15 protein-coding genes are annotated in these 18630 nt (G+C 72.9%); 12 read left to right on the plus strand and 3 right to left on the minus strand.

The window, feature by feature from the left end:
- Positions 1-14: 14 nt before the first annotated feature.
- A complete protein-coding gene (locus ACZ52J_RS03810) occupies positions 15-1067 on the minus strand; it encodes a nuclear transport factor 2 family protein (protein WP_465615553.1) in 1053 nt (350 codons plus the stop codon).
- Positions 1068-1259: 192 nt separating this feature from the next.
- On the opposite strand from ACZ52J_RS03810, the gene sigJ reads away from it, so the two are divergent.
- The 11 genes from sigJ (at position 1260) to ACZ52J_RS03865 (ending at position 16860) form a co-directional block, all read left to right on the plus strand.
- Positions 1260-2219, plus strand: a complete 960-nt coding sequence (gene sigJ, locus ACZ52J_RS03815; protein ID WP_465615555.1) for an RNA polymerase sigma factor SigJ — start codon at positions 1260-1262, stop codon at positions 2217-2219.
- A 218-nt stretch (positions 2220-2437) separates the two neighbouring features.
- Positions 2438-3226, plus strand: coding sequence for a response regulator transcription factor (locus ACZ52J_RS03820; RefSeq protein ID WP_465615557.1), 789 nt, complete (start codon positions 2438-2440; stop codon positions 3224-3226).
- A gap of 16 nt (positions 3227-3242) precedes the next feature.
- Positions 3243-4754 carry a sensor histidine kinase gene (locus ACZ52J_RS03825; protein ID WP_465615559.1) on the plus strand — a complete coding sequence of 504 codons (1512 nt, stop codon included), beginning with the start codon at positions 3243-3245 and terminating at the stop codon, positions 4752-4754.
- Positions 4755-4941: 187 nt separating this feature from the next.
- Positions 4942-5901: an LAETG motif-containing sortase-dependent surface protein gene (locus ACZ52J_RS03830; protein WP_465615561.1), complete on the plus strand. Its 960-nt coding sequence runs from the start codon at positions 4942-4944 to the stop codon at positions 5899-5901.
- A gap of 239 nt (positions 5902-6140) precedes the next feature.
- The gene (locus tag ACZ52J_RS03835) at positions 6141-6419 is read left to right on the plus strand and encodes a hypothetical protein (RefSeq protein WP_465615563.1); all 279 of its coding nucleotides are present in this window, start codon (positions 6141-6143) and stop codon (positions 6417-6419) included.
- A 7-nt stretch (positions 6420-6426) separates the two neighbouring features.
- The gene (locus ACZ52J_RS03840; protein WP_465615565.1) at positions 6427-7782 is read left to right on the plus strand and encodes an oxygenase MpaB family protein; all 1356 of its coding nucleotides are present in this window, start codon (positions 6427-6429) and stop codon (positions 7780-7782) included.
- A 437-nt stretch (positions 7783-8219) separates the two neighbouring features.
- Complete coding sequence (locus ACZ52J_RS03845; RefSeq protein WP_465615567.1) at positions 8220-9764, plus strand: cytochrome ubiquinol oxidase subunit I; 1545 nt, start codon at positions 8220-8222, stop codon at positions 9762-9764.
- A 43-nt stretch (positions 9765-9807) separates the two neighbouring features.
- Positions 9808-10842: a cytochrome d ubiquinol oxidase subunit II gene (gene cydB, locus ACZ52J_RS03850; RefSeq protein ID WP_465615569.1), complete on the plus strand. Its 1035-nt coding sequence runs from the start codon at positions 9808-9810 to the stop codon at positions 10840-10842.
- Positions 10843-10846: 4 nt separating this feature from the next.
- Positions 10847-14350, plus strand: coding sequence for a thiol reductant ABC exporter subunit CydD (cydD, locus tag ACZ52J_RS03855; RefSeq protein WP_465615571.1), 3504 nt, complete (start codon positions 10847-10849; stop codon positions 14348-14350).
- A gap of 119 nt (positions 14351-14469) precedes the next feature.
- On the plus strand, positions 14470-16278 hold the full coding sequence (locus ACZ52J_RS03860) for a sensor histidine kinase (protein ID WP_465615573.1): 1809 nt from the start codon (positions 14470-14472) through the stop codon (positions 16276-16278).
- Positions 16279-16446: 168 nt separating this feature from the next.
- On the plus strand, positions 16447-16860 hold the full coding sequence (locus tag ACZ52J_RS03865) for a YegP family protein (RefSeq protein ID WP_360498017.1): 414 nt from the start codon (positions 16447-16449) through the stop codon (positions 16858-16860).
- A 106-nt stretch (positions 16861-16966) separates the two neighbouring features.
- Here the strand turns inward: ACZ52J_RS03865 and ACZ52J_RS03870 are convergent, their stop codons facing one another.
- Positions 16967-17833, minus strand: coding sequence for an HAD family hydrolase (locus tag ACZ52J_RS03870; protein ID WP_396288980.1), 867 nt, complete (start codon positions 17831-17833; stop codon positions 16967-16969).
- A 178-nt stretch (positions 17834-18011) separates the two neighbouring features.
- On the opposite strand from ACZ52J_RS03870, the gene ACZ52J_RS03875 reads away from it, so the two are divergent.
- Positions 18012-18200 (plus strand): hypothetical protein, encoded by a 189-nt coding sequence (locus ACZ52J_RS03875; RefSeq protein WP_465615576.1) that lies wholly within the window; start codon positions 18012-18014, stop codon positions 18198-18200.
- 114 nt (positions 18201-18314) lie between these two features.
- Here ACZ52J_RS03875 and ACZ52J_RS03880 read toward each other — a convergent pair.
- Positions 18315-18630, minus strand: a 316-nt coding sequence (locus ACZ52J_RS03880) for a hypothetical protein (protein WP_465615578.1), incomplete at its 5' end; no start/stop codon positions are given.

The following is an 18630-nucleotide window of genomic DNA, read 5'->3' on the forward strand; positions in this document are numbered from 1 at the left end:
CGCCGAGGGGTTCCTCAGTAGCCGACGGCCTCGCGCAGCAGCAGGACGGTTCCCGGGGTCATCCGGGCCGGGGCGGTGAGGACCAGCAACTGGTTGACGGCGCTGGGCTGTCCATAGGCGGCCTCGGAGCGGACCGTCTCCAAGGGGAGCGCGTGCTCCTCCACCCGCCGCAGGGCGGTGGGCAGATCGGGGACCACCTTCTGCGCGCCGACCACCCAGATCGCCCGGCCGGCGCCCCCGACGAAGGACGGCAGCTGGCTGCCGCTGGCGGAGGCGACCACGAGCGAGCCGGTCTCGGTGACGGCGGTGACGCTGCCCACCACGACGTCCGGAACGGCGATCATCCGCCGGAGGTCGTCGGCCTCGGTGACCCGGTCCATGGTCGACACACGCGGCTTGACCGCCCGGTAGCGGTCCCCGCCGTTGACGGCCTCCTCGATGCCGGACAGCCGCAGGGTCTCGCTGGCCGAGGTGAAGACGGTGGCGTCCGCCGGGATCAGCTCCTCGACCCGGGCGCGCGCGGCGGCGGTGCCGTCGAGGATCTCGACGGTGAAGCCGTTCGCCGTCAGGGCCGCGGCCACCCGCTCCAGGCACTCGGCGGGCGCCGGGTCGGTGAACGAGGCCCGGGCCGACCGGGGCGCGGAGCCCGTCAGCGGGGTGGTGTCGAGGTACAGCAGCTCGTAGACCCGCTCGGTGAACCGCCAGCCGTCCGCCGTGCGCCGGTAGCTGTCGTGGTACATGGCGTGGTTGAAGCCCTGGAAACCGTTCTTCAGGCGCGCCAGCTCGTACATGTGGGCGCGGCCGGTGGCGGTGTCGCCGTCGATCCGGATCGCTCCGGGGTGGGTGTTCTGGATGAAGAAGTCCCACTGCTCCTGCAGCTTCTGGCGACCCGCCCGGATCTGCTCCGGGCCGACCAGCTCGATGGGGACGTTGGGCATCCGCAGCGCGCCGTCCGGAGTGAACAGCCCGGCGAGGCGGTCGCCGTCGCGCATCGTCACGGCGTCGGTGAACTCGCTCTGCAGGGCCTGGATCTCGACCCGGTCGGCGATCGTCTGGAAGTCGTTCATCAGGTTCCTCGGTCTCTGGTGTGTTCCTGGTTTCCCTCTGACCGGTACGACAAAGCGGCGGGTCGGAATGTGAGGCGCCGGGTCGGAACGCGAGACGGCGGGTCGAACGTCACATCCATCGGCCGTCACGATCCGCTGTCCTGTGCTGTCGTAAGAGTGAGCGGGACCGACGATCCGAAGGGGCGGGGACGGATGCGAGACGACGAAGCGGTGGAGCGGCCCGATCCGGGGCCGGGCGCGATCATGGGCGAGCGGCGCCAGTTGATCAATCTGGCGTACCGGCTGCTCGGTTCGCTGGCGGACGCCGAGGACGTGGTGCAGGAGACCTACGCCCGCTGGTACGCGATGCCCCGGCGGGAACGGGAGACGATCGGCTCGCCCGGCGGCTGGCTGACGACGGTCGCCAGCCGCATCTGCCTCAACGTCCTCGGCTCGGCCCGGATGCGGCGGGAGCGCTACGTGGGCGAGTGGATTCCCGAGCCGCTGCCCGAGCACCGGGAGTGGTCGTCCTCCGCGACGGCGACGGCGGCGGACCCGGCGGACCGGATCATCCTGGACGAGTCGGTCAGCATGGCCTTCCTGGTCGTCCTGGAGGCCATGACGCCGGCCGAGCGGGTCGCGTTCATCCTGCACGACGTCTTCCGGTACCCGTTCGCCGAGGTGGCCGCGATCGTCGGCCGGTCGCCGGCGGCCTGCCGGCAGTTGGCCTCCTCCGCCCGCCGCCGGGTCCGTGCCGCGCAGGCCCCGGTGGCGCCGACGAGCGCGCAGGCGGGTGTGGTCCGGGAGTTCAAGCGGGCCTGGGAGGCGCGGGACCTCAAGTCGCTGATGGGCGTGCTCGATCCCGATGCCATCGTGGTCGCCGACGGCGGCGGCCTGGCGGGCGCCCTGCTGAAGCCGCTGACCGGGAGCGAGCGGATCGCCCGCGCCTACCTGGACTCCTCGCGCGTCGCGCCGGAGACGACGCTGCTGGAGTGCACCGTCAACGGCCGGCCCGGACTGGTCGCCCAGCGGGGCGGCGTCACCGACACCGTGATCGCGTTCCGGATCGTCGAGGCCCGGATCACCCACATCTGGGTGGTGCGCAACCCGGAGAAGCTCCGGCCGTGGACGGATCCGCACCGGGTGGACGGAGTCCCGTCCGCGCGGAAGTGAGGTGGGTCATACCGGTGGTGGCGCGGGAGCGGGCACTGTTTGCCGGGGGCGCACTGGGCGTGTTCACGCCCGTGCGCACACCACCGAGCGCCCGTCTATGGGCTTGTCGTCGTAAAACCGACCGATAAGGTGTTAATCCAACATTCATCCATGCCGCGTAGCCTCCGGGGGCTAGCCTCATGCTGAACGTCATCGTCCGACCGGGAGGCGAAAGCCCCGTGCAAGGCACTGTCACCACACCAGGCGCCCCTTCGGCGGCCGGGAGCCAGGGCGAGGCGTTCCTGCTCGTCGTGGACGACGAGCCCAACATCCGCGAACTGCTCGCCGCCTCGCTGCGCTTCTCCGGCTTCCGGGTCGCCTCGGCCGCGAGCGGCACCGAAGCGCTCGACCTCATCGCCGCCGAGCGCCCCGACCTCGTCGTGCTCGACGTGATGCTCCCCGACCTCGACGGCTTCACCGTCGTCGAGAAGCTGCGCGAGCGCACCAGCCGCGGCCAGATAGCCGGACCGGCCCACGGGCACCCCGGCGACCACCTGCCGGTGCTCTTCCTCACCGCCAAGGACGGCGTCGGCGACAAGGTCCAGGGCCTCGCCGCGGGCGCGGACGACTACGTCACCAAGCCCTTCAGCCTGGAGGAGCTGATCGCCCGGATCCGCGCCATCCTGCGCCGGGCCGGCGGACCCGCCGAGGACGGCCGGCTGGTCGTCGCCGACCTCAGCCTCGACCCGGTCGCCCACGAGGTCACCCGCGCCGGCACCCCGGTCGCGCTCTCCCCGACCGAGTTCAAACTGCTCCACTACCTGATGGCCAACGTCGGCCGGGTGGTCTCCAAGGCGCAGATCCTCGACCACGTCTGGGCCTACGACTTCGGCGGCGACCTCTCCATCGTCGAGTCGTACATCTCCTACCTGCGCCGCAAACTCGACTCCGGCCCCGCGCACGGCCCCAAGCTGATCCACACCGTGCGCGGCATCGGCTACGCCCTGCGCCGCCCCCCGCAGGGCTGACCCGGTACCGACGAACGTGTTCGCCCGCTTCTCCTCCCGGCTGTCGCTGCGCGCCCGGCTCCTGGTCCTCGCCCTCGTCCTGGTCACCACCGGCCTCGCGGTCAGCGACACCTTCGTGCTCGGCACCGTCCGGGCCCAGTTGGTGGAGCAACTCGACGAACAGCTCCAGCGGTACGGGCTGCCGCTGTCCCGCAAGCCCCCGGCCCAGGTGACCGCGCCGACGCCCGGCCGGCCCGCCCCCACCGGCCGACGCACCAGCCTGCCCAGCCAGTACCTGGTCCAGTTCCTGTCCTCGGACGGCAAGGTCCAGGCGGTCATGCGCCAGCCCGTCTCCGACACCGACCCGGCGCCCCAACTCGTCGGCCTGGACCCGGCCCGGACCGCCCCCGACACCCCCTTCGACCTGCCCGACCAGCGCGGCCACCACCGCTGGCGGGTCCTCGTGCTGCCGCTCCAGACCCCCCGCGGGCAGACCGCCGGCCCCAGCACCTTCGCCTCGCCGGCCGTCACCCCGACCCACGTCATGGTGGCCGTCTCCCGCGAGGACACCGACGCCACCCTCGGCAAACTGCGCACCTCCTTCCTGGCCATCGGCGGCGCCGTCCTGCTCCTGATCGCCGCCCTCGGCTTCTTCGCGGTACGGGCCGGACTGCGGCCGCTGCAGCGGATCGAAGCCGGCGCCGAACTGATCGCGGCCGGCGAACTGTCCCACCGGATGCCCGAACTCTCCCCGGGCACCGAAGTCGGACGACTGTCGATCGCCCTCAACGGGATGCTCACCCAGATCGAGGCGGCCTTCGCCGCCCGCGCCGAGTCCGAGGCCCGCATGCGGCGCTTCGTCGCCGACGCCTCGCACGAACTGCGCACCCCGCTCGCCGGAATCCGCGGCTTCGCCGAGCTGTACCGGATGGGCGCCCTGCCCACCGAGGCCGACGTCAAACGCACCATGACCCGCATCGAGAGCGAAGCCGACCGGATGGGCGCCCTGGTCGAGGACCTGCTGGTGCTGGCCCGGCTGGACGAGGAACGCCCCCTCGACCTCGCCCCGATGGACCTGCGCACCCTCGCCGCCGACGCCCTGCACGACCTCACCGCGCTCGACCCCAGCCGCCCCGTCGCACTCACCGGTCCCGCCGGCACGGGCGCGCCCGGCGCCGCGCCCGTCCTCGGCGACGAGGCACGGCTGCGACAGGTGGTGACCAACCTCGTCGGCAACGCGGTCAAGCACACCCCGGCCGGCACCCCGGTACGGATCGGCGTGGGCGCCAGGCCCGACGGGACCTGCCTGCTCGAGGTCGCCGACGCGGGCCCCGGCCTGACCGCGGAGCAGGCCCAGCGGGTCTTCGACCGCTTCTTCCGCGTCGACGCCTCCCGCAGCCGCGACAACGGCGGTGGCGCCGGACTCGGCCTCGCCATCGCCACCGCCCTCACCCACGCCCACGGCGGAACCCTCAGCCTGGAGACCGCGCCGGGCGCGGGCGCGACATTCCGGGTCGAACTGCCCGACAACGGCGACCGGTCCTTCTGAGCCCGGATTTCGGGTTCTTTGTCGACACGTCAATTCTCCGGTGGACCAGGCAATTCGGCGGCGCGTTCATTGCCGGAAACCGGCATGGAGCGTAAAGAAAGCGTGTGCCTATGATCAGCCCTGCCTGGCCGTCACAACCTGTCCGGACCAAGGCTTTTGCTTTCTTTCCGACCCGAAAGAGGTCATTGTGAAACTCCGCCGTTCGCTGGTCTCGGCCGCCGTCATCGCCGCCGTGATCTCGCCCGCAGCCATGCTCTCCGCGGCACCCGCCTTCGCGGAGTCGGCTCCGACGGCGCAGTCCCAGAACGGCAGCGGCTCCATCGCCGAACTGGAGAAGGCCGCCGCCGACGCCGCCAAGGCCTACGAGGCGGCGAAGGCCCACGAGGCCGACCTCAAGGCCAAGTTCGACGCCTACACCTTCCCGGAGGCCCTCCGCGCCGACTACGAGAAGGCCAAGGCCGCCGCCGCGAAGGCCACCGCGACCAGGGAGGCCCTCGACAAGGCTGCCGGGGAAGCCGCCGACGCGTACGGCCGGGCCAAGGAAGAGGACCTGGCCAAGGCCAGGGAGACGATGCTGAAGGCGTTCGACGCCGCCAACGCCTCCCACACCGCGGAGACCGAGGCCAAGGCCGCCGTGGAGGCGGCCAAGAGGGCACTGGACGACGACCGCATCGCCGAGCTCCGCAAGGTCATCGCCGCCCAGGACGCCACCGAGGCCGCGGCCACCGCCAAGGCCGCCGCCGACAAGGCGCTCGCGGACGCGAAGGCGGCTGCCGAGAAGCCGGTGGAGAAGCCGGTGGAGCAGCCCGTCGAGAAGCCGGTGGAGAAGCCGGTGGAGCAGCCCGTCGAGAAGCCGGTCGAGCAGCCGACCACCGTCACCCCGGCCGCGGACACCACCAAGGCCTCGACCGCCACCACCGTCTCGACCGGGTCGACCACATCGACCACCGAGCTCGCCGCGACCACCTCGCAGGCCGTGACCACGTCGCAGGCGGTCACCACCACCGGGTCGACCACCGAGCTCGCCGCGACCGGCTCCAACCCGGCCACCCCGTACCTCGCCCTGGGCTCGGGCCTCGCCATCAGCCTCGGCGCCGCCGCCCTCTACGTCTCCCGCCGCAAGCCGGCCGCCCGCTCGACCTCCTGACCCACCCGGTTCGCGCCCGTTCGGGAGGAGGCCGCGAACCACCACAGCACCCCACCCGAACCGCAGGGACAGGCCCCGGGCCCGCCCTGCGGTTCGGCGTTTCCGGCCCCGAAACTCCTCGATCGAGTGAACCCGCCCCATTCACCCGGTCAGCCCCCCCGGTCGTATGCGACCGTGCAGCCGTTGCTTGTGCGGACTCGCACGGGCTGATCAGGCTGGACGGGAAAAGAGGTGTCTCAATGAGCGCGCTCGTTGCTGAGGGGACCGTCGTGAACCTGGACCAGGTGCTGTGGGACATGTGGAAGTCCTCGGACGTTCCCGAGGGCTATCGCGTGGAGATCATCGAGGAGAACCTCACGGTGTCACCCACCGGCGGCAGCCGCCATGGCCCCGACTCGGAATGCCGTGAGTACACCTCCGCGACTCGTATCCCCTACGGCAAGGAGGCCGTGATTCCGGAGGGCCCTGCCAAGGGGTTCGTGATCGGCCCCGGGACCACCGGTGAGCGTCGTGGCTGATCGGGGGGTGTCGTTCAGGCGGGACCTGTCCGAGTGGCGGATCGGGCTGGTGACGTGGCGGTTGTTGGCGTTGCAGGCGGCGGATCCGGTGGTGGGGGCCGGGATGGCGGAGCACTCGACGTACCGGGCGCATCCGTGGCGGCGGGTGGAGCACACGCTGGAGAGCGGGCGGCGGCTGTTCTACCAGGACGCGGAGGCGCTGCGGCGGGAGATCGCGCGGCTGGACCGGGCGCACAAGCGGATCCGGGGGACGACGCCGGACGGGCGGTCGTACGACGCGCGGGACGCGGCGACCAGGGCGTGGGTGCTTCTGACGCTCTTCGAGTGCGTGGTGGCGATGCGGCGCCTCGGTGGCGATCCGTACGACGCGGCCCAACTGGAGCAGGTGTACGGCGAGTTCCGGGAGGCGGTCGCCGCCTTCGGCCTGCCGGAGGGCGAACTGCCCGCCACGGCCGAGGACTTGCCCGCCTACTTCGCCCGGTACGCCCGGGAGAAGCTGGAGTTCACCGAGGCGGCCCGCTACTTGATGGGTGGCCTGCTGCGGGAGGCGCCCCGGCCGCGCCGGCTGTGGTTCCTCGGGGATGCCGGCTGGCGGGTGGTGCGCCGTCTCGTGGCCCGGGCGATCACCGAGCTGACGGTGGCGGACCTGCCGCCGGTGGTGCGGGAGCGGTTCGGGCTGGCCGCGACCCGGCGCGGCGCGGTGCTGTCCGTCGTGCTGCACCGCGGTGTCGGGGCGCTGGTGCCGCGCCTGCCGGACCGGCTGCGCTACCGCTCCCCGGAGCCGGAGCGGGCCGACCCGGGCAAGCGCCGTTACCGTCCGCGGCGCGACGCCCGCGGGCCCCGGGTGGACCGGTTCTTCCGGGAGGTGCTGGACCAGACCGGCGACGGCTTCATCACCGCGCACGACCTGCGGGCGATGGCGCACAACGTGTGCTGGCAGCTGGAGTTGGACGAGGCGGCCGAGGCCCGGGTGTACGAGGCCTTCGAGGGCTGGTGGGAGCAGCTGCGCGCGGTGATGGACGCCAACGGCGACGGGAAGGTCAGCCGGGAGGAGTTCGTGGCCGCCACGGTGGCCGGTTGCGACCGGGACGGGGCGTACCTGGAGGAGGGGCTGCTGCCGGCGCTGCGGGCGGTGTTCACCGCGGCCGACACGGACGGCAGCGGGTTCCTGGAGTTCGACGAGTACCGCGTGGTGTTCGGCGGCGAGCGGGTGCATCCGGCCGAGCTGTCGCACGGTTTCCGCCAGCTGGACACGGACGGGGACGGGCGGATCACCCGGGAGGAGTTCCTGCACGGCTTCACCGAGTTCTTCACGGCCCGCGCCGACTCCACCTCGGGCGCCCAGCTCCTCGGCCGCGCCTGACCGCAGTCGCACGCAGGACGGCCGCGCCTGACCGCTGCCGCACGCAGGACGGCGGCGCCTGACCGCAGCCGCAGGTGGGACGGCATCGAACGACCCGTCCGTAGCACGCCCCGTTCGCTGTGGCGAGCGGGGCGTCGGCCTGTCAAGCGCCGGTTCGGCCAAGAACCCGGTGTCATCCGCCCGGTCGTTCGTTGCCCGTGGCCCGGCGGATCCGCAGACTGTGCGGACCGCACCGCAAACCGTGACGCATCGCACAGGACTGTCAACCCCACCCCACCTGCAGTTCCCCCGTAAGGATGGTGGATACTGATGCTTGTGAACGTGTTCACGTTCACAAGCGGACAAGCCTGCGTGGTCCGGCAACGGTCCACGGCTGGAGAAGAAGTCTGTCCGGAATGCGCCCGTCATCACACGGGCAGGTTGGGAGAGAGGGCGACGTGGAACTGGCAATCGCTCACGAGACCATCGCGCGATGGCAATTCGGCATCACCACCGTCTACCACTTCCTCTTCGTTCCGCTCACGATCAGCCTGGCCGCGGTCGTGGCCGGCCTGGAGACCGCCTGGGTGCGGACGAAGAAGGAGAAGTACTTCCACGCGACGAAGTTCTGGGGAAAGCTCTTCCTCATCAACATCGCGATGGGCGTGGTCACCGGAATCGTCCAGGAATTCCAGTTCGGGATGAACTGGTCCGACTACTCCCGCTTCGTCGGAGACGTCTTCGGCGCCCCGCTCGCGATGGAGGCGCTGATCGCCTTCTTCTTCGAGTCCACCTTCATCGGCCTGTGGATCTTCGGCTGGGACAAGCTGCCGAGGAAGATCCACTGCGCCTGCATGTGGATGGTCGCGCTGGGCACCGTGCTCTCCTCCTACTTCATCCTGGCCGCCAACTCCTGGATGCAGCACCCGGTCGGCTACGCGATCGACCCGGCCACCGGCAAGGCCCAGCTGACCGACATCACCAAGGTGCTGTTCCAGAACACCACCCTCACGGTCGTTGCCCACACCCTGACCGCCGCCTTCCTCACCGGCGCCGCCTTCATGGTCGGCATCTCCTCCTTCCACCTCTGGAAGGCCAAGCGCAGGCCGGAGACCGCCGACGCCAAGAAGACCGCCACGATGCGCACCTCGCTGCGGCTCGGCCTGGTGCTCGCGGTCGTCTTCGGCGCCGGCACCGCGCTCAGTGGCGACGAGCTGGGCAAGGTCATGTTCGAGCAGCAGCCGATGAAGATGGCCGCCGCCGAGGCGCTGTGGGACACCCAGTCGCCCGCGCCGTTCTCGATCTTCGCGGTCGGCGACGTCAGCAAGGGCCACAACTCGGTGGCGCTCGAAGTCCCCGGGGTGCTGTCCTTCCTCGCCCACAGCGACTTCAGCTCCTCCGTCCCCGGCATCAACGACACCGCCGCCGCCGAGGCCGCCCAGCACGGCGGCAACCCCAAGGACTACATCCCGAGCATCTTCGTCACCTACTGGGGCTTCCGCCTCATGATCGGCTTCGGGATGACCTCCTTCCTGGCCGGCCTGATCGGCCTCTGGACCACCCGGAAGAAGCTGTTCCTGCGCCCCGAGTTCCGCACCGGCGAGACCGAGGTGCCCCGGCTGATGCTCACCCCCAAGCGCGAGCTCAGCCCGCAGCTGACCAAGTGGAGCTGGCGGATCGGCATCCTGACCATGGGCTTCCCGCTGATCGCCAACAGCTTCGGCTGGGTCTTCACCGAGATGGGCCGTCAGCCCTGGGCCGTCTTCGGCCTGATGACCACCTCCAGCGCGGTCTCCCCCAACGTCGGCCTCGGCACCCAGATCGGCGCGCTGGCCACCTTCACCACGCTGTACGCGATCCTCGCGGTCGTCGAGGTCCGGCTGCTGGTCAAGTACGCCAAGGCCGGCCCGGTGGTGACCGAGCAGCCGCCCACCAAGGACCCCTCGCTGCGCGGACCGTCCTCGGACGAGGACGCCGACAAGCCGCTCGCCTTCGCGTACTGAGGCACCGGACGACCGAGGACCACTGCGGAACTGAGGATCTGACATGCAACTCCACGACGTCTGGTTCGTGCTGATCGCGGTCCTGTGGATCGGCTACTTCTTCCTGGAGGGCTTCGACTTCGGGATCGGCATCCTGACCAAGCCGCTGGCCCGCGACACCGCCGAGCGGCGGGTGCTGATCAACACCATCGGCCCGGTCTGGGACGGCAACGAGGTCTGGCTGCTCACCGCCGCCGGCGCCACCTTCGCCGCCTTCCCGGACTGGTACGCGACGCTCTTCAGCGGCTTCTACATCCCGCTGCTGGTGATCCTGGTCTGCCTGATCATCCGCGGCGTGGCCTTCGAGTACCGGGCCAAGCGCGACGGCGCCCGCTGGCAGCGGAACTGGGAGGAGGCCATCTTCTGGACCTCGCTCCTCCCGGCCTTCCTCTGGGGCGTGGTCTTCGCCGACATCGTGCGCGGCGTGGACATCGACGCGCAGAAGAACTACGTCGGCGGCCTCGCGGACCTGCTGAACCCGTACGCGCTGCTCGGCGGGCTGGTGACGCTCGCCCTGTTCACCTTCCACGGCTCGGTGTTCGCCGCGCTCAAGACCGTCGGCGAGATCCGCGAGCGGGCCCGCAGGGCCGCCCTGCGGGCCGGACTGGCCACCGCCGTCCTGGCCCTGGTCTTCCTGGTCTGGACCCAGCACGACAGCGGCAACGGCCGCAGCCTCGCCGCCCTGGTGATCGCCGTGGCCACCCTGGCCGCCGCCCTGGTCGCCAACCAGCTCGGCCGCGAGGGATGGGCGTTCGTCTTCTCCGGGGCGACCGTCGTGGCCGCCGTCGCGATGCTCTTCCTGGCGCTCTTCCCGAACGTCATGCCGTCCACCCTGAACGACGGCTGGAGCCTGACCGTCAGCAACGCGGCCTCCTCGCCGTACACGCTGAAGCTGATGACCATCGTGGCGGCGGTGTTCACCCCGCTGGTGCTGCTCTACCAGGGCTGGACGTACTGGGTGTTCCGCAAGCGGATCGGCGTCCAGCACATCCCCGGGCACGCCCCCGCCGCCCCGGCCGCCCCGCTCGACCGGGCCTGACGCGATGAAGCCGGTCGACCCCCGCCTCCTCGGGTACGCCCGCACCACCCGGGTCTTCCTCGCCGGATCCGTGCTCCTCGGCGCGGCCGGCGCGGCCCTGGTGGTCGCCCAGGCGAGTCTGATCGCCGAGATCGTCGTCCGCGCCTTCCAGCGCGGCGCGACGCTCGGCGAGTTGACCACGCCGCTGCTGCTGCTCGCCCTGACCGCTGTCGGGCGGGGGCTGGTCGGCTGGCTCACCGAACTCACCGCGCACCGGTCCGTCGCCCGGGTGAAGTCCACCCTGCGGCGCCGGCTGCTCGACCACGCCACCGCGCTCGGCCCGGCCTACCTGGCGGGCCGGCGCACCGGCGAACTCACCACCCTCGCCACCCGCGGCGTCGACGCGCTGGACGACTACTTCGCCCGGTACCTGCCGCAGCTGGCGCTGGCCGTGGTCGTCCCGGTGATCGTGCTGCTGCGGATCGTCGGCACGGACTTCACCTCGGCCGCGATCATCGCCGGGACGCTGCCGCTGATCCCGCTGTTCATGGCGCTGGTCGGGATGGCCACCCAGACCCGGATGGACCGGCAGTGGGACACCCTGGCCCGGCTCTCGCACCACTTCCTCGACGTGGTCGCCGGCCTGCCCACCCTCAAGGTGTTCAACCGGGCCCGCACCCAGGCCACCACCATCGCCCGGATCACCGCCGACTACCGCCGGGCCACCCTGCGCACCCTGCGGATCGCCTTCGTCTCCTCCTTCACCCTGGAACTGCTCTCCACCCTCTCCGTCGCGCTGGTCGCGGTCACCGTCGGCTTCCGGCTGGTGGACGGCACCCTCGACCTGGAGACCGGGCTGCTGATCCTGGTCCTCGCCCCCGAGGTGTACGCCCCGATCCGCCAGGTCGGCGCGCTCTACCACTCCAGCGTCGAGGGACTGACCGCCGCCGACGAACTCTTCCGGGTACTGGAGACCCCGCTGCCCGCCGCCGGGACCGTCCCTGCCCCCGCCCTGACCGGCGCCGTGATCTCCGTCGAGGGCCTGACCGTACGGCACCCCGGGCGCGCCGTACCCGCGCTGGACGATGCCGCGCTGACCCTGCGCCCGGGCACCACCACCGCCCTCACCGGCCCGAGCGGCGCCGGGAAGTCCACCCTGCTGGCCGTCCTGCTCGGCCTCACCACCCCCGAGACCGGCACCGTCCGGATCACCGCCGCCGACGGCCGGTCGTACGACCCGGCCGAGCTGGAGCCGGAGAGCCTGCGGCGGCAGATCGCCTGGGTGCCGCAGCACCCGCACCTGTTCGCCGGGACGGTCGCCGACAACCTGCGGCTCTACCGGCCCGACGCCACCGACGAGCAGCTGTGGACGGCCCTGCGGGCCGCGCACGCGCTCGACTTCGTCACCGACCTGGCCGCGCTGCTCGGCGAGGACGGCGCCGGGCTCTCCGCCGGACAGCGCCAGCGCCTCGCGCTCGCCCGGGTGCTGCTCGCCGACGACCGGCCGCTGGTGCTGCTGGACGAGCCGACCGCCAACCTGGACGGCGCCTCCGAGGCCGCCGTCGTGGACGCCGTGCGGACGCTCGCCGAGGACCCGGCGCGCACCGTGCTGATCGTCGCGCACCGACCCGCGCTGCTCGCCGTCGCGGACCAGCGGGTCCGGCTCGCCCCGCCCCTTTCCGTCGTGGCCACCGGCCCGGTGGCTCCGCTCGCCCACAGCGGCAAGCCGACGCCCGCCCCCGCCCCGGCCGTGTCCCAGGAGGCCGAGGAGCCCGGGGCCGAGACCGGCAGCACGCCCCGGCTGGCCCTGTCCATCCTGCTCGGCGCCCTCGCCCTCGGCTGCGCCGTCGCGCTGATGGCCACCTCCGGCTACCTCATCTCCCGGGCCTCCCAGATGCCGCCGGTGCTCTACCTGATGATGGCCGTCACCTCGGTGCGGGCCTTCGGCATCGGCCGCAGCGTCTTCCGCTACGCCGAACGGCTGGTCTCGCACGACGCGGTGCTGCGCGCCCTCGGCACCCTGCGGGCCGCCGTCTACCGGCGGCTGAGCGTGCTCGCCCCGGCCGGACTGCCCGCCTTCCGGCGCGGCGACCTGCTCTCCCGGCTGGTCGCCGACGTGGACGCGATCCAGGACCACTACCTGCGCTGGCGGCTGCCCGCCGCCGTCGCGGGCGTGGTCGCGCTGGCCTCGACGGTGGCACTGGGCGCCTTCCTGCCCGCCGCCGGCGCGGTGCTCGGCCTCGGGCTGCTGCTCGCGGGCGCGGTGGTGCCCGCGCTGGCCGCCCGCTGGTCGGCCGGGGCCGAGCGGCGGCAGGCCCCGGCGCGCGGACGCCTGGCCACCGCCGTGGTGGACGCCTTCACCGGCACCGCCGAACTCACCGTGGCCGGCGCGCTGCCCGGCCGGCTGGCCGCCGTCCGCGCCGCCGACGCCGCGCTGACCCGCCTGGCCGCCCGTTCGGCGGCCACCACGGCGCTCGGCACCGGGCTGATCGCGCTGCTCACCGGGCTGACCGTGACGGCGGCGGCGGCCGTCGGCGTCCAGGGGGTGCGCGCCGGGGTGCTGGCGCCGGTCTGCCTGGCCGTCGTGGTGCTGACCCCGCTGGCCGCCTTCGAGGCCGTCACCGGGATGCCGCTCGCCGTCCAGGCCCGCCAGCGCAGCCGCGCCGCGCAGGCCCGGCTGGACGAGGTGCTGAACGCCCCGGCGCCCGTCGCCGAGCCCGCGGAACCGGTGGAGCTGCCCGAGCAGCCGCTGCCCGTCGCCGTGCGCGGGCTGACCGTACGGCACCCCGGGCAGGCGGTGGACGCGCTCGCTGGGGTGGACCTCGACCTCGCCCCCGGGCGCCGGATCGCGGTGGTCGGCCCGTCCGGTTCCGGCAAGACCACCCTCGCCCAGGCGCTGCTGCGCTTCCTGGAGCCGAGCGCCGGCACCGTCACCTTCGCCGACGGCCGTCCACAGGCTGTGGACAGCCGCGCGCTCGCGGGCGAGGACGTCCGCCGGGTGATCGGGCTCTGCGCGCAGGACGCGCACGTCTTCGACAGCTCGCTGCGGGAGAACCTGCGCCTCGCCCGGCCCGGCGCGGCGGAGGACGAACTGCGCGCCGCACTGGCCGCCGCCCGGCTGCTGGACTGGACCGAGGGCCTGCCGGACGGCCTGGACACCATGGTCGGCGAGCACGGCGCCCGGCTCTCCGGCGGCCAGCGCCGGCGGCTCGCGCTCGCCCGGGCGCTGCTCGCGGACTTCCCCGTCCTGGTCCTGGACGAGCCCGCCGAACACCTCGACCTGCCCACCGCCGACGCCCTCACCGCCGACCTGCTGGCCGCCACCGAGGGCCGCACCACCGTGCTGATCACCCACCGGCTGGCCGGGCTGGACGACGCCACGGTGGACGAGGTGCTGGTGCTGGACGGCGGCCGGGTGGCCGAGCGGGGCCGCTGGTCGGAGCTGGTCGCCGACCCGGACGGGCGGCTGCACGCGATGTGGCGGCGGGAGCGGGAGGCGGACGGGCTGCTGGAGCCGGTGGGGCGCTGAGCGGCGTGCCGGTGCCCGACGTGCCGGTGCCCGTCGTACTGGCACCCGACGTGCCGGTCCCGTCACGTCGCCGGTCGTGCCGCCCTTCGTCCGAAAACCGTACAAACTAGGCTTTCTTCATGGACCCCACGCCGGACTTCCCCGAGGCCGCCTCCGAGCCGACACCCCATCGGGTGCCCGAGATCGCCTCGCTCGGCCTGGACACCCTGGTCACCGAGGTCGCCGAGCGCCTGCAGTCGGCCGCCGCCGTCACCGACCGGATGCAGCGGCTGCTGGAGGCGGTGGTCTCCATCGGCGCCGGACTGGACCTGCACGCCACCCTGCACCGGATCGCCACCGGCGCCGCCGAACTGGTCGACGCCCGCTACGCGGCGCTCGGCGTGATCGCCCCCGGCGGCACCGGCCTGGCCGACTTCATCCACGTCGGCGTCGACGACGGGACCGCCGCCGCGATCGGCGAACTGCCCGCCGGGCGCGGCATCCTCGGCGCACTCATCGACCGGCCCGAACCACTGCGGCTCGCCGACCTCGGCGCGGACCCGCGCTCCTCCGGCTTCCCGTCGCACCACCCGCAGATGAAGACCTTCCTGGGCGTGCCGATCCGGGTCCGCGAAGAGGTGTTCGGCAACCTCTACCTCACCGAGAAGAAGGGCGGCGGCGCCTTCACCCCCGAGGACGAACAGGTCGTGCACGCGCTCGCCGCGGCGGCCGGCGTGGCGATCGAGAACTCCCGGCTGTACGAGGAGGGCCGCCGCCGCGAACGCTGGATCGCCGGCGCCGCCGCCGTCACCACCGCGCTGCTCTCCGCCGAGCAGGCCGAGACGGCGCTGACCGTCGCGGCCGAGCAGGTAAGGGAGTTGGCGAACGCCGCGCTCGGCATGATCCTGCTGCCGACCGGTCCGGAGGGCGAGGGGGACGGGCAGATGCGGGTCGCCCACGCCTCCGGCGAGGTGGCCGAGTTCGTCCGCGGCGAGCTGCTGCCCAAGGAGAGCTTCGCGGCCCGGCTGCTGGCGGGGGAGAGCGTCTACCTGGACGACATGTCCAGCGATCCGACCGTGGTGATGCGCCTCGCCCGCCGCTTCGGCCCGTCCATGGCCGTGCCGATGGTCGCCGCCGGGCGGGTGCTCGGCGGGCTCTGCGTCTGGCGGCCGTGCGGCGCGCTGCCGTTCACCGACAGCGAGAAGCAGCTTGCCGAGACCTTCGCCTCGCAGGCCGCCCTCGCCCTGCGGCTCGCCGAGGGCCAGCGCGACCAGCAGCGGCTGGCCGTCTTCCAGGACCGCGACCGGATCGCCCGCGACCTCCACGACCTGGTGATCCAACGGCTGTTCGCCACCGGGATGATGCTGGAGAGCGCGGCCCGCCGGGCGGTCGTCCCCGAGGTGAGGACCGGCATCGGCAAGGCGGTCGACGAACTGGACGCCACCATCCAGGAGGTCCGCACCACCATCTACGCCCTGCAGCACGACAACCACGGCGACGCGCCCGACACCCTGCGCACCCGGGTGCTGCGGGAGGCCAGCCAGGCCGCGGCGGCACTCGGCTTCAAGCCCTCGGTGAGCTTCGTCGGGCCGGTGGAGAGCCTGGTCGGCGAGCAGACCGGCCGTCAACTGCTGGCGGCACTGCGAGAGATGCTCTCCAACACGGCGCGGCACGCCCGGGCCTCCCGGGTCGGCGTCGAGGTCGAGGCGACCGTCCACCTGGGCGACGACGGCCGTCCGGTCGGCGGCGACCCGGAGTCGCTGGACCGGACCGGACGGCCCGGCGTGCTGCTCACCGTGACCGACGACGGCGTGGGCATCCCCAGGGGCGGCCGGCGCAGCGGACTGCTCAACCTCACCCGGCGCGCCGAGGCGCTCGGCGGCGACGCCTGGCACGAGAGCGGGCCCCACCGGAAGGGCGCCAGGGTGCGCTGGACGGCCCGGCTCTGAACGCGCCCTCCGGGCCGTTCGGCAAAGACAAGTGAAAGTTAAACGAGAGAGAACTTCCCGACCAACAGCGCAAGTTGTGAACGTTCTGGGCTTTCGGCGGCTCTGTGTGCACACATAGCTTTGCTCCGTCTCGGAGGGGAAACCGGAAGGTAACCGGACGGAGGGGCAGTGGACGCTTCCGGCCGCGGTCACACCGCAGCAGGGGCAATTCGAGGGGGGTTCCGCGCCGAACGGGCCGCGGACGGGCGCTACCGCTGGCAACTGAAGGCGCCCAACGGCCGGGTGGTCGCGATCACCCCTGCCGCGTTCGAGACGGCCGGCGAGGCCGAGCGCGGGTTCGACGGCCTGCGGGTCGGGGCGGCCGAACTGACCGCCCGCATCACCCACGTCCGGGACGGCATCGGCTGGGTCTGGGTCATCCCCGGGTCGCGCAACCTCCCCGAGGTGCGTTCCAGCCGCGCGTACGAACGGTACGCGACCTGCCAGAACGCCTTCCGGCGGTTCGTGGTGCTGCTCGCCAAGCAGCCACCGCGCGACCTTCCCGAGCGCGCAGTGCCGCCGAGACGCACCGATGGCCGCTGAGCGGCGCGGTCCGCGGCTGCTGATCGTGCCGGCGGCCGACCGCTGCGTCGGCTGGGTGCTGCGCGCCGCCAACGGCAGACCGCTCGGCGTCGGCGTGCGGACGGCGTTATCGCGTGGGGCTGCTCGGCCGGCCGAGTCCGAGCAGCTCCTCCAGCACCGCCGCGACGCCGTCCTGCTCGTTGCTCACCGTGTGCAGCGGCACCGCCGCCAGTACCTGCGGGTGGGCGTTGGCGACGGCGTACGCGGTGCCGGCCCAGGCCAGCATCTCCAGGTCGTTCGGCATGTCGCCGAAGGCCACCACCTCGCTCCGGTCGATCCCGTGTCCGGCGCACCAACGGGCCAGCGTGCTGGCCTTGGTGACGCCGGGTGCGCTGATCTCCAGCAGCGGGATCGGCGCCGAGCGGGTGATCTCGGCCAGGTGCCCGGCCGCCGACCGGGCCTGGGTGAGGAAGGTGTCCGGGTCGAGTTCCGGGTGCTTGGCGAGCAGCTTGAACAGGCCCCGGACCGGCCCGTCGGCCCCCAGCAGCTCCTCCGCCGAGCCGACCGCCTGCCCCAGGTCGTCGCCCCACATCGGCACCGCGTAGTCGGCCTCGCGGGCCCAGCCGCCCGGGTACTCGAAGGCGAACGCGGTGCCGGGCAGCTTGGCCCGCAGCACCTCGACCACCGCCAGCGTGGTCTCCACCGGCAGCGGGAAGGACTCCAGCAGCTCGCCGCGCCGCACGTCCACCACCGCGCCGCCGTTCGAGCAGATCGCCACCCCGTGGCCGCCGATGTGCGGGCTCACCTGCTGCATCCAGCGCGGCGGCCGCCCGGTCACGAACACCACCTGCACCCCGGCCGCCTCGGCCGCCGCCAGCGCCGCGGCGGTGCGGTCGGTGACGGTGCCGCCGGAGCAGAGCAGCGTGCCGTCCAGGTCGGTGGCGATGAGGCGCGGAGCGCTACGGGGTTCGGTCACCGGTCCATCTTCGCCCATCGGCGCCGCCCGGTCACCGCCGCGGTCGGGGCCGGGGCCCGAGGTGCCCAGGGGGCCGGGCGCGGCCCGATCCGGCCCTTCGTACGCCGTTTCCGGCCGATCCGCCCCCGCCCGGGGTGTCCCGGCACCGTACGGCGGGCAGGCACTGCCCACGGCCACCCCGTCGGCAGGAAGAGCCATGCCCACTCGCCAGCTCCGTGACCAGCCGCCCCCGACCGTCCGTCCCGGCCCCTGCGGCCCGGACGCGCCCGACACCTCGCGCGACCCGGTCCTGCTCGGTGACGTCCTCTTCCACACCCTCGCGGACCTCGCCCGCCGCACCGAGGCCCCCAGCCTCCCGGCGCAGCGCACCCGCCCGCACCCGTAGGGCCCCTTCGTCTTCGTCGGGGCGCGCCGGTGCCCGGAAACGCCGGAGGCCTCCCGGCCGCTCGCGGTGCGAGCGGCCGGGAGGCCCCTTTCACGGGTTCCTGAGCGCGTCGTCCTAGTGGAGCGCCAGCGACAGGGCCGTCACGTTAGTGCTGTTGACCGGCAGCAGGCCGTCGAACCAGTTGCCGTCGGCGCTGTGCACCTCGTGCAGCTTGCCGTCCTCGATGGCCTGGATCACGCGGTCACCGCCCGGGGCGATCTTGCCCGAGAGGGCGGTGATGTTGCCGCCGACACCGGGGATCACGCCGTCGTGCCAGCCGTCGGAGGCGCTGTACACCTCGTGCAGCTGGTTGTTCTTGATGGCCTCGATCACGCGGACACCGGCGGAGTTGTAGTTGAAGCTCAGCGTGGTGATGCCGGACAGGCCCGGG

The organism is Kitasatospora sp. NPDC034035 (assembly GCF_055575755.1).

What these genes read in the sequence shown, in the direction of transcription:
- ACZ52J_RS03810 (WP_465615553.1), bottom strand. Translation starts at nt 1,067, where the DNA reads ATGAACGACTTCCAGACGATCGCCGACCGGGTCGAGATCCAGGCCCTG.
- sigJ (WP_465615555.1), top strand. Translation starts at nt 1,260, where the DNA reads ATGCGAGACGACGAAGCGGTGGAGCGGCCCGATCCGGGGCCGGGCGCG.
- ACZ52J_RS03835 (WP_465615563.1), top strand. Translation starts at nt 6,141, where the DNA reads ATGAGCGCGCTCGTTGCTGAGGGGACCGTCGTGAACCTGGACCAGGTG.
- cydB (WP_465615569.1), top strand. Translation starts at nt 9,808, where the DNA reads ATGCAACTCCACGACGTCTGGTTCGTGCTGATCGCGGTCCTGTGGATC.
- cydD (WP_465615571.1), top strand. Translation starts at nt 10,847, where the DNA reads ATGAAGCCGGTCGACCCCCGCCTCCTCGGGTACGCCCGCACCACCCGG.
- ACZ52J_RS03860 (WP_465615573.1), top strand. Translation starts at nt 14,470, where the DNA reads ATGGACCCCACGCCGGACTTCCCCGAGGCCGCCTCCGAGCCGACACCC.
- ACZ52J_RS03870 (WP_396288980.1), bottom strand. Translation starts at nt 17,833, where the DNA reads ATGGGCGAAGATGGACCGGTGACCGAACCCCGTAGCGCTCCGCGCCTC.
- ACZ52J_RS03875 (WP_465615576.1), top strand. Translation starts at nt 18,012, where the DNA reads ATGCCCACTCGCCAGCTCCGTGACCAGCCGCCCCCGACCGTCCGTCCC.